The 10,678-nt window shown below is 68.1% G+C and carries 10 protein-coding genes; 2 read left to right on the top strand and 8 right to left on the bottom strand.

The genetic code is table 11. The annotated features are described in order from the left end of the window. The coding region (locus ACFC1F_RS37155) for a hypothetical protein (protein WP_376165248.1) at positions 1 to 258 on the bottom strand (258 nt) is incomplete at its 3' end. A 385-nt stretch (positions 259 to 643) separates the two neighbouring features. On the opposite strand from ACFC1F_RS37155, the gene ACFC1F_RS37150 reads away from it, so the two are divergent. Further along, positions 644 to 838, top strand: coding sequence for a hypothetical protein (locus tag ACFC1F_RS37150; RefSeq protein ID WP_376165246.1), 195 nt, complete (start codon positions 644 to 646; stop codon positions 836 to 838). A gap of 488 nt (positions 839 to 1,326) precedes the next feature. Here the strand turns inward: ACFC1F_RS37150 and ACFC1F_RS37145 are convergent, their stop codons facing one another. From ACFC1F_RS37145 to ACFC1F_RS37115, 7 genes are all read right to left on the bottom strand, one after another. Continuing rightward, positions 1,327 to 2,673, bottom strand: coding sequence for an SMI1/KNR4 family protein (locus ACFC1F_RS37145; protein WP_376165244.1), 1,347 nt, complete (start codon positions 2,671 to 2,673; stop codon positions 1,327 to 1,329). A gap of 223 nt (positions 2,674 to 2,896) precedes the next feature. Then, positions 2,897 to 4,255, bottom strand: coding sequence for a hypothetical protein (locus ACFC1F_RS37140; protein ID WP_376165242.1), 1,359 nt, complete (start codon positions 4,253 to 4,255; stop codon positions 2,897 to 2,899). 930 nt (positions 4,256 to 5,185) lie between these two features. Continuing rightward, the gene (locus ACFC1F_RS37135) at positions 5,186 to 5,839 is read right to left on the bottom strand and encodes an HAD family hydrolase (RefSeq protein ID WP_376165240.1); all 654 of its coding nucleotides are present in this window, start codon (positions 5,837 to 5,839) and stop codon (positions 5,186 to 5,188) included. Positions 5,840 to 5,854: 15 nt separating this feature from the next. Then, positions 5,855 to 7,018 carry a phosphotransferase gene (locus ACFC1F_RS37130; RefSeq protein ID WP_376165238.1) on the bottom strand — a complete coding sequence of 388 codons (1,164 nt, stop codon included), beginning with the start codon at positions 7,016 to 7,018 and terminating at the stop codon, positions 5,855 to 5,857. A gap of 484 nt (positions 7,019 to 7,502) precedes the next feature. Continuing rightward, complete coding sequence (locus ACFC1F_RS37125; RefSeq protein WP_376165236.1) at positions 7,503 to 7,823, bottom strand: hypothetical protein; 321 nt, start codon at positions 7,821 to 7,823, stop codon at positions 7,503 to 7,505. Further along, positions 7,810 to 8,100 (bottom strand): hypothetical protein, encoded by a 291-nt coding sequence (locus ACFC1F_RS37120; protein WP_376165234.1) that lies wholly within the window; start codon positions 8,098 to 8,100, stop codon positions 7,810 to 7,812. The genes ACFC1F_RS37125 and ACFC1F_RS37120 overlap by 14 nt, the downstream gene beginning before the upstream one ends. A 586-nt stretch (positions 8,101 to 8,686) precedes the next feature. After that, positions 8,687 to 9,631 (bottom strand): hypothetical protein, encoded by a 945-nt coding sequence (locus ACFC1F_RS37115; RefSeq protein ID WP_376165232.1) that lies wholly within the window; start codon positions 9,629 to 9,631, stop codon positions 8,687 to 8,689. 194 nt (positions 9,632 to 9,825) lie between these two features. On the opposite strand from ACFC1F_RS37115, the gene ACFC1F_RS37110 reads away from it, so the two are divergent. Next, positions 9,826 to 10,143 (top strand): hypothetical protein, encoded by a 318-nt coding sequence (locus ACFC1F_RS37110; protein WP_376165230.1) that lies wholly within the window; start codon positions 9,826 to 9,828, stop codon positions 10,141 to 10,143. Positions 10,144 to 10,678 lie beyond the last annotated feature (535 nt).

The raw sequence follows: 10,678 nt of genomic DNA, 5'->3' as shown, positions 1-10,678 counted from the left end.
CCAGGCCTGCCCGTCGGGCGTGGCCGCGTCGTCGCCCCACCGCACGTGGACCACCCAGCGCGTACTGCCGGGCGGGCGACGCCAGACCGTGAGCAGCCCGGGGCGCCACCGGCCGCCGAGCCGGATCTCCACCAGCCGCCACCGACGCACGTCCCAGGAGGCGCCGGGCAGCGTCATCAGCTCCCGCGGTGCCCGTTCGGCATCCCCAGGCAGCCCTTCGGGACGCACAGGGCGGGAGAACGGCACGGCTGAGGTCATACACTAAGTATTCGACCATTTGTTCGAGTGATCAAACGTCAGCCATCCGCCACCTCGCGCAGGCTCTCGTGCCAACAGCAGTCCCCCGGCTCGAGTGGCGCGACCGGCTGCCATGGCCCGCCCGGCTACGGTGGATCACCCCCGCTCCCCAAGGACACTCATGCGCCCCGCCCGCTTCCAGTAGCTGCTCCTCGACGCCGCGGCCAGCCTGCCTGGCACGGCCGCGAAGGCCTTCGCCGACGCCGGCCACACCCGTCACCCGTACGGCATCGCGGTCGAGGCCGGCGGCCGGACCTCGCTGTGGCAGGTCGCGGGACTCGGCGCCCCCAACGACAAGTGGTCCGGCTCCGAGCCCGAGCCGGTCCTCGGCACCAGGCCCTCCGCCATGGAAGTGTCCGCCCCGGCCGGCGATCGGGCCTCGGTCGAGCACGCCCTGGTCGCCGCACTCCTCGCCGCCGATCCGGGCGAGATCTCCGCGGTCGCGGTCTACTCCGACCTGCCCCGTCCCCCGGCCGTCGGGCACGGGGCGACGATCGACTTCCACGACGGATCCCGCATCTTCCTCAACCACGTCCGCTGATTCGAGGGGCCGAACCGCGAGTACTCCACGCAGGCCGGCCCCCGGGACCGACTCAGCGGGGATGCCCTGCCACAGTGGGGTCGCTGCCCGAGGGCAGGCCGATCGGCAGCGTCGACGCGAACGGGAGCGGGCGGCGGTGACCGCAGCGGAACAGGCCAAGGACGCGGCCGACGCCCGGACCCGGGCGTTGAGGACGCCGTTGCGCACCCACATGGTCCAGGGCTGCTCGCCGGCGGGGCCGGTGAAGGTGAAGTTGATCCGCGCGTCGAGGTTGTCGGCGTCCGGGCTCTTGAGGTGGAGGGCGGCGAAGTCGAGGGAGTGGCTGCCGCCGGCCGAGGCCTACCGCTGCCCCTACGCCACGGACTGGACGGCGGTGAAGACCCGCTGGGAACTGACGATGGGCCGGGGTGAGGCCGACACTCTGCACCGCATCGCCGCCGCATACCCCAACCAGGAGCTCACCGTCGCCCTCGCCCGCTGAACTCCTCTCATTGTGGAAACAGTTCACCCGCCAGCCGGGTCTTTCGCCGCTGCGGCCGCCCGTACCTGGCGAGCAACTCCCGGGCCACCGCCTCGGCGGGTACCGGGTCATCGTCCCGGGACAGGTAGATCCCTGCGGCGAGCAGCGCCGGAGGCAGCGCATCGGCGGCGAGCAGGGTCCGCCAGTGATCGGGGTCGAGTTCCAGGTACTCCAGGGCGTCGAGGTGGCGCAGCTCCGCCGGGTTTGCAAGGCTGCCGTTCAGGGCGGTGATGGTGCGCAGCCGGGGCAGGCCGCGCAGCGCGGCGAGCGAGAGGCTCTGGCCTTGGAGGTGGAGCACCTGGAGTTCGGGCCGGGCGGCCCGATCCAGCTGCGCCTGGTTGGTGGCGCGGGCGAGGTGGGGAGGGCCGTCGTTGGGGGTGTGGGCTTCGGGGTGGCGGCGGCCGAGGACGAAGTCGGTGAGGCTGTCGGCGACCAGGTCAGCGCCGAGTTCGAGTTCGTGGTCCAGCAGGATCACCTGGCCGAGGTTTCCCTCGGGGCCGGGTGTCAGGTCGACAGCGTAGGTGTCGCCGCCGTTGGAGCCGAAGGCGATCCAGCCGGGCGAGCCGACCAGGGGCTGCACGGCTTTGTCGGGGGCGGTGCCGACAGTGGAGGCGGCCGCGAAGGGCCACGGGCCGGGTCGGGTGTCCGCGGTGGCGAGGAAGAGGCCGTCCAAGCCGAAGAGTTCGCACCCGACGGCGTCCTCGGCATGCCGCTCGATTTTCATGTGGGCCTCGATCTCGTCCCAGGAGGGGTCCGGGCCCGCCGTGAACGGGTGGTCCACCAGCGCCATCAGGGTGCGCAGTTCAGCAGGCAGGGCAATGCCGAGGCGTGCCTCGGCGGCGGCGAGCCGGGCTTCGTCCGCGCCGCCGGTGAAGTCGCCGAGGCGTGCGCGCAGCGTGCGCTCCAGCAGCGCTGCGTCGGCGCGCGGGGATGGCCCGACGGCCGCCGGGACGGGCGTGCGGCGGCGCGGTTCGGGTTCCGCGCCGTCGATCAGCAGCAGGAGCAGGTGTCCGGGCCATCCGCGGGTGAGGTCGCGGAACGCGGGGCCATGCTCGATCACGTCGAGTTCGGCCCGCCCGTCGGCATCGACCCGGGCTTCCAGAATGATCTCGTCCTCCGCCAGGACCTCGGGCCCAATCGTCCGAGTCTGCGGGGCGGAGCGGCCGTCCACCGCGGAAACAGTGGCGAAGGTCTGCTCCTGGCGGTGCTCCACTCGACCGGCCAGAACGGCTGGGACGCCGCGCCAGGCGGCGCTCAGCAATGGAGCCCAGGTGGCGAATTCGTGCAACGGGTTGGGGGTGTCCGGCTCGTTCATTCCCGCACACTACGCGGCACCTGTGTCAGCGGCGGCAGCCGTGTGGAGAGGGTGTTGACCGGCCAGCCGATTACCGCTGCACCTACCTGACCGACTGGACCGTGGTGAGGACCCGCTGGAGCCTGCGGTGGGGCCAGGACGAGGCCGGCGCGCTGCACCGCCTCGCCGCTGGCTGCCCCCACGAGGAGCTCATCGTCACGCTCGCCCGCTGACCGGGTCCGTGTCACAAGGTGGGGGTGGCGGCCCACAGGTTTGTCGTTGGGATCGGCGGGGGTGAGGGGTCGGTGTACTGAAGGAGGGCCAAGGCCTCGGTGGTGCGGTCGAGGTCGATCAGGTAGCGGGCCATGTCCGTGACCTGCCATCGCGTGCCGGCATGCTGTTTGAGTAGTGACACGGCCTCTTCGGTGCGTCCGGCGTCGGCGAGCAGGCGGGAGATGTCGGCCGCCGCGCAGGAGGTGTCGCCTTCGGGGTGGGCACGGGCATGCCGGACGGCGGTGTCGACACCGTCTCGGGCGGCGAGCAGCGGCAGCCGGATCCGGTACAGCTCCCACTGCTCGTTGCCACCGCGCAGGGCGGCCAGGGCATCGAGGTGGGCCAGCCCTTCGGCGGGGAGGTCTTGCTTCAGGCACAGCTCGGCGAGGGCCTGCAGGATCCAGTCCTCGTCGGGGCGCAGGTCGGCCTGGGTGCGCATGACGGCGATCGCCTCCCTGCCCCGGTCGTGCCGGGCCAGGAGCTGTGCGTGCGCGAAGGCCGAGTTCGGGTGCCCGGCCGCGGGCATGTCCTCCTGGCGGTACACCGCGATCGCCCCCTCGATGTCGCCGCGCTCCTCCAGCACCTGTGCCAGCGGCTCCAGGGCCTCTTCGTCTCCGCCGGCCTTCGCGTAGGCGAGCAGTTCCTGGTGCCGGTCGTGCCGGGCCAGCAGGTCCGCCAGCTGGTCACGGCCGTTGACCCGGACGATGTGCTGGCGCCGGAGCAGAGCGACGGCGTCGTCGATATGGCCCTGGCGTTCGCGGATGGTGGCGAGCGGCCCGAGGGCGGTGTCGGCGTCGAAGCGGCAGCACCCGGGGAAGTCCGAGCACCGGTGTTCGGTGATCCGGGCGGTGAGCAACGCGGCGGCTTCCTCGTTACGGCCGGCGGCTTGAGCGGCATCGACCAGAGCGTCGATCCGCCCGTGCTCGTCGGCGTGGGGCAACAGCAGGTCGAAGGCCTCCTGGGCGCGGCCGTTCCGGGTGAGCAGGCGCGCGTAGTGCTCCAGCGCGTGCGGATGGCCGAGGACCATACGGGCCCGGACAGTCTCGATCGCCTCCCCGATGCGGCCACAGCCCTCCAGCAGCCCGGCTACCTCCACGACGGCCGTCCACCAAGTCGTCTCAGCGTACGGTGCCAGCACCTCCAGCGCTTCCGCCTGACGGCCCTGTCCGGCCAGCAACCGGGCCCAGGCCCGCGCGCAGAACCACTCCCCGCGCCCGGCCTGCTCCGCCACCACTGCGGTATGGCCGCGCTCCAGCAGCCGGTCGACCAGCTCCGGCGGGATGCAGCCGGACCGGGTCCGGTACCGGCGGTCAAGATCGTCAGCGTCCATGGCGAAACACCGTAGCGCCAGTCTCCGACACCCCCGTCGGCGCAGGTGGCAGCAGGGAAATACAGCATGGTTGGAATGACACTCCCCGCCAGTCGGCGCCGACACCTGGACTACCGACAAGCGCCGCGCGTTCGCCAACGACCTGAAGCACTCCCAGCTGATCGCCGTCTCCGCCGCCTCCAACCGAGCCAAGGGCGACAAGAGCCCCGACGCCTGGCGACCCCCGTCCATCGCCTACTGGTGCACCTACAGCCGCGCCTGGACCGACATCAAGCACACCTACGGCCTGTCCACCACCGACACCGAGAAGCAGGCGCTCACCGAGATGCTCGCCACCTGCACGTAATGGCAGCGGCCGGCCTGGACGCCGACGAGGTCAGACCGTGGGACGGCACGACCGGAAAGCACGGGCGCAGCATGGAGAGGAGGAGGCTGCGATGCCGAACGCGACCGCCAAGATGACCGTCAGCTTCTCCCTCGTGTCGATCCCGGTGACCGTCTACGCCGCGACCGGGCGGCACACCGTGCCGCTGCACCAGGTCCACGCCGCAGACGGCGGTTCTCTGGGGGACGAGGCTGTGGTGAGAGGCGGGCTGCGGAAGTTGCGCAGCTCAGTGCTTTGGCAAACGAAGCTAGTACGTGCAACACGTGTGGCGCTATCGCTGGATCGAGTGACCCGAGCGTGGACGAAGGCTCGCTACGGCGGGGTTCTCAGTCCTCGTAGATCGACCGCGCCGTCCGTGATCTGCGCAAGGCAGAAGCCCGCAGCCGTGCAACGCTCCACAGCGGACAGCTGCCAAGGGCGATGCCGTCGGTGATGACGTGGCGCTTCGAGCCCCGCCGCCCGCGGTCAACCGGTCCCGGCCCGGTTTGGGCGCCTTCACAAGCCTGGCGGTGCGAGCCATCGACCACCGCCCGAAATCAGTTGCCTTATGGCACACTCCGCGGCACCTCAGTGGGCAGCGGAGCGAGAACCATTGATAGGAGTTCCACAAACCGCACTGCCAGCGAGGCCTGCTCCGAGACCAGCAGTGCGCCCATGCCTAGCGATCGGGCCGGCACAAGATCGACGTCGTCACGATCACCTACCATCACCGCTTGGTTGGCGCCTACATCAAAACGTTGCAGCGCGAGTTCAAACGACTCTGGGCTTGGCTTCGGAGAAGAGACGTCACATGAACTGACAATTACATTGAACGAGGCAGGATCAAGTTTCGCCGCATAGAGAAGTCGCCGCGCCCACTGACATGGGGCATTGGTCACGATGGCAAGCCCTACATTGAGCTCTTGAAGACACTGGAGAATCAGGCCAGCGTGGGGTACGGCGTCGACGCCTGGGCCAGGATCAAGGCGGTCAAGGATGCCACGCACCTCGCCTGGGTCAAGTCCGAGATTAGAATAAGTAGCGAGGGCGGACGGAAGTTTTGCACGCGCGACATGAAACCGTCGTTCAATCGCTTCCGGCTGAACGCCATGAACGGCGGCAGCCGCCGCGATAATCGCACTATGCGCCCGCCGCGTGTGTGGCCCACTGGGAATCAAGGTATCTTCAAGATCGAAGCACACCAGTGACTTCTGGTTCATGGCGCCAACTCCTATTCACCGGGCCAAATACAGATCATTGGATAGCTGGGCCGCCTCTCCGACGAGCACCGGCACCAGATCCGGGTAGCCCTTGTGATGCGGCGCTCCACCCCACAGGCACACGAAGGCGGCCGCTGCCAGGCGCGCCCCAAACAGCTGGTCCTCCTCCCACTCCGAAAAATGCTTGCCCGCGGCGATCGCGATATCAGCGAGCTCGCGGGATCCCGGAGGCAAGGGGTCTAGATCGTAGTCGATCGCCAGTCTTCCACTCCGAACAGCGACGTTAATGCGCTGGCGCCGATCTTCCTCAGAAAGAACCTTCAACTTATTGATAGAAACATAGGAAAGAACGTAATGCACCGCCTTCGCAACACTATATGCGGCATCCATGTATCCAGCATTTCCGAGATCAATAAGAACGAACTCCGACTCCCTCCCAGGCTGCACCATCACGTTCGCCGGATTCTCATCGCCATGAGCCATAACCAAGGCAGGCGGGCGACTGCGAAGCAGATCGAGAGCCTTCCGCTGCAATGTTTCGAGCGAGGGGAAGCGGACTTGATTGACCGTCATCGGGAGTCGCGCGTATTCCTTCCATTCCGGAAAATGACGATACGCTTCAACCGTCCTCTCCGAGAGGCGCCTACTGGTCCGCCCATAGTCCCCTTCAGGATTTTTCGTAAGATGCCAGACACCCGTCTCTTTTCCCCAGAAATTCTTCCATGCACTCCGCGCGGAATCTCGATCGCCGGAGTTTATCAATTCCTCAACAGACCGATGTCCTTCTAGGAATGGAAGAACGATCACTCCATCCCCCTCATGAAGTATGTCGATGACATGCTCCTTGCCGAAGTGCGCCTGGAGCCGGGCCGCACCTGAAGCTTCAGCGTTGACTAGATCATCAGTTCCCAGCTTTACCCACAGTGTCCACTGCTGCCCGCGACCGTAGTGAGCTGTCACCTGGCAGGCAGCCGCCTCTGTCGCCCCCTTCGCATGGAACACCAGGTCATGATCGCGGATGACGATGTCACCGCTAATTCCCTGCCCGCGCAACGCCTTCCGCACCGCGTCTTTGATCCGCGCCCTCATAGACGCGGTAACGCGACGCTGCGCTTCGGCATGTCGCGTGTCAGCTGAGTGGGCACTTTCTAGCTGAACGTGCACGTTGCTACCCGGCACGACAGCCATCCCAGGGCTGCCGTGACTTCTCCTGAAAGTCCATGATCAGTCCCTTCGTAGGATGCATCGCGCTCGCTGTCTGCGAGTTTGTTGCCTTCCGCAACCCTTCGTGAGGGTCTTCTACCCAGGAGACCAGAAGTCTGGACTGGAGACATACGCCACTGCGGCCCAGTGGCCAAATTCCACGGGCCGCCATGTCCAAGCAAGTACGATTCCGAAGGGTTACCAGCAGTAAGGCGGCGGAATCCGATTAGGATGTATCAACAATGCAGCTCCGCTGCAAAGCCAGACGATCTCTTGCGGCGTGACAGCGCGGGACCACTCTGTCACGTTGGAAGAGATCGACACCGGGAGGTATGGTCTCTCAGCTATGGAGGTCGCTACTCGCGCGGGCCGGCCGAGGCACGTCTCAAAAAATGATGGTGGTGCGCGAGCGCCAGGTAGACGCTGATGAGCCCGTGTTGGCGCGGGTCCGGCCGTGGCTTCAGCGGCCCCGGTTGAGGGCACCCATCAGCTCGCGGTTCGCCCCTCTAGCGGCTTGCAACTCGTCCTCCTTTTCGGCGACTTTTTCCTTCAGCCCGACGACTTCTTGTTCCAGCGCGCCGATCCGGCGCTGGAGGTAGTCGATATCGGGTGGGGCACCGAGCCCGGATGAGACCCAAAGCTCTTCACCGAGTGTTTCGGCAAGCCGTTTCTCCAGGAGACGGATCCGAGCAGCCAGACGAGTGTTCCGTTCGAGGGCCGTGGCCAGATCCGCCTGGAGTGAGGCCCGGGTGACGCCAGCGTCCCGCTCACCCGGCGCCACAGTAGCTACGGATCTGCCCGTCGAAGCCCTTGATCAGGCGCGAGGCCGTCCGCAGGGACGCCCGGATGACCTTGCCAGCTGTCTGGGGGGTGAAGTCTCGCGCCAGCTTGGTCGAGCCGAGCAGGTCGGCATAGAGATAGACGGCGTGCAGCTTGACCGCGTCGTTCGAGAAGAGTCCGACGTCCTTCGTCCCCGGTACGACCCGCCCGTCGCGGATCTTCCACGGCTCACCGATCAACTTCGCCAGATCAGCCCGCAGTTCGTCACCAAGTGCCATATGTCGCCCACTTCTCATACACGCGTTTCACCCGAAAGTAGCACCGGCCTGTGACAGCCAACACGGGTTTTGTCGAACCAAGTTCCGGCCTGCTGAATGGTCACAGGCGGTGGGCAGGCTGTCCGTGACGTGTCGGCGCCCTCCAGAAGCCCTGACGGGGCGGCGTTGGATACCCCTGTCGTGGCCGGTGTCGGGAGGGAACAGGCGCCTCGGTACAGGCGGGGAGCGGCTGTTCCGGCTCGGGGTTCGACGGCGGTCGGGGCGGCCGGTGTGTACGACCGGCCGCCCCGGGCGGCGGTGTCGTGCCGTCATCCGGGCCGTGGGGGTGTACGTGCCGGGCGGTGTGGAGCAGGGCATCGCCGCGCGCCCTGGTCGGGACGCTCGGTGTGCTCAACGAGCGGGCGCGGCCCCGGTCACCGGGACGGCGGCGACGGCCTGGGCGGGGATCCGGCACGGGCCGGCGGCGAGGGCGCAGCCGGGTGGCTGCGGGGCCGGGGAGGTGAGTTTCGTCGGCGGCCGGGGTGGAGCTGGACGCTGGCGGGGACGGAGCGGTGCGTTCCCGGGGGCGAACGCTGGAAGACGGCGGTCAGCTGCCAGATGTGATGGCAGCTTGGACGGCGGTGGAGAGCGTCTGGGCGAGGGCCCCGCTGACTGCCGGGGAGTTGAGGATGTCCAGGATGGCGTTCCCCCACCTTCGCAGCCGCCCAGGATCTGGGGTGTCCGTGGAAGCCTCGTTCTCGATCCGGGTCGCGATGTCTGCGAACTCCTCGACGTCGCTTTCCGGAAGACCCAGGACAGGCGCTGCCTGGCGCAGCGATCTGGCGAGGAGCACCAGTTCGCTGGGGTTGATGCCCTGGTTGGTGGTGGCGGTCTGGGTGACCTCGCGGCTGTTCGCGGCGATGTTGCCGGTGTTGGTGCCGATGTGGAAGTTGGTGGTGGCGCCGCCGTTGTTGCGGCGTTCGTACGCGGCGAGGTCGGCGTCGTAGTTCTCCACGCAGTCTTCTCCTTCAGCGGTGATCTCAGCACGAAGGGGTCCGGCCATGCCTATGGCGCGGGCCGTTCCCTTGATCAAGCCCTTGGCGGTGAGGTACCCGGCGGCCCGGTCGATCTCGGTGCCGGTGAGCCTGATGCCTTCGAACAATGACTGTGGGGCTTCCAGGATGCCGGCCAGGGTCGGCATCCTGGTGCCGTCGTGCTTACGGCGCCATAGCCAGGTCAGGAGGCCGCTGCGGGCCGCTGCGGCGCGCCCAGCGGGGTCCTCCTGCCTGCGTCGCCGTGCTTCGACCCAGGCTATTCCGGCGGGCGTGATGTCGGCGACGGCTTCTCCGAGTGAGCAGAAGCGGTCGTTGAGGAGCCCGGCCTGCTTGCAGTGCCTCAGGATCTGGAAGGCCTGGTCGGAGGCAAGGCCGTGGTCGTCAGCGAACGGGGTGAGGGAGACGTCCCCAAGGGGCGTGTTTCCGTTCTGGTCGTAGACCCATTCCACCGGATTCTGCAGGAGGCTAGCCGCGAGCAGCAGGCGATCTGCTGGCACGTCTACTCGGGTGACCTGACCTTCAAGGAGATCGGGGCGAAGCTGGGCGGGTTGACGAGCCGTGCGGTAGAGGGGCAGTTGCGGCGGCTGCGGTTGTCGGCGAAGCGGATGGTCGCTGCCGGTGTGGTCGATGTTCCGGCCCGGTTCCTGCCTGCGGCCCGTACCGGTTCGGTCCGTGTGCGGGGTGGTGCCTGATGGGCAAGGCCGGGTTTGGCGGCGGCATCGGCGTGATGGGCGGCGTGGTGGCGTTGCTGAGCGGCGCCCCGTGGTTCGTCGTGCTGTCGCCCCTGGTTGTGGTCGCGATTCTGGTCGGGCTCCAGATCGTCATCCCGCAGGACTCCAAGCACAAGCTGGACTGGTGGAAAGACGGGCGCGACCGTAAGGAACGCCGCGACGAGCGCCGCGAGGAACGGCGGCGGCTCCGGGAAGGGCCGCCCGTGACGCTCCCCTCGCCCGCTCAGCCAACGCTGGACAGCGTGCTACGCCCGGCCGGACGGCGGAGTCGGCAGTGATCAGGTACTGGCACGGCCTGCCACCTCGCCGCTGGCGACCCGTGCCCACACCGGCGTCGGTGCCGACGCCGAGGGCCCGGTGGTGTCCGCAGGGCAATCCGGCCGCACCCACCGGTTCCTTCCTCCGGCCAGGGCTGGACAGCGAAATCCAACTCCCGGAACGCGAGCGGGCCGCTCTCCCCCTAGGTGCGCGGCCCGCTCGGGGCCGCGCACCTGATCAGGGCGTGTCGCCGGACCAGTCCCAGCGGGACGGTTCTGCGGCACGGGTTCGTAGTGGGCGCGGCCGCCGGCCCCGGCGGCGAGGAGCAGGTGCTGGTATCGCCAGAGTCGGTGGCAGCCAGTGACAGCTGACACGATCGCACGATCACCGTGCGCAGCGCGGTCCCCACGTGTGAATGTCCTGCGGCAAGTGTTCTCGTGGTCGCGGTGGGCTGTGGTCAGGAGCGCGGCGCGGCCTCGGGTCATGGGGTGCTCGCTCGGGCGTTGGTGTGGCCAGGAGCGGGGTGTGGCCCGGATCGTCCGGGGCACACCCGGT

This window comes from Kitasatospora sp. NPDC056181 (assembly GCF_042266225.1).
Taxonomy (GTDB): Bacteria; Actinomycetota; Actinomycetes; order Streptomycetales; family Streptomycetaceae; genus Kitasatospora.
The sequence above is the reverse complement of the archived record's forward strand: the minus strand, read 5'-3'. Positions and strand labels throughout refer to the sequence as shown.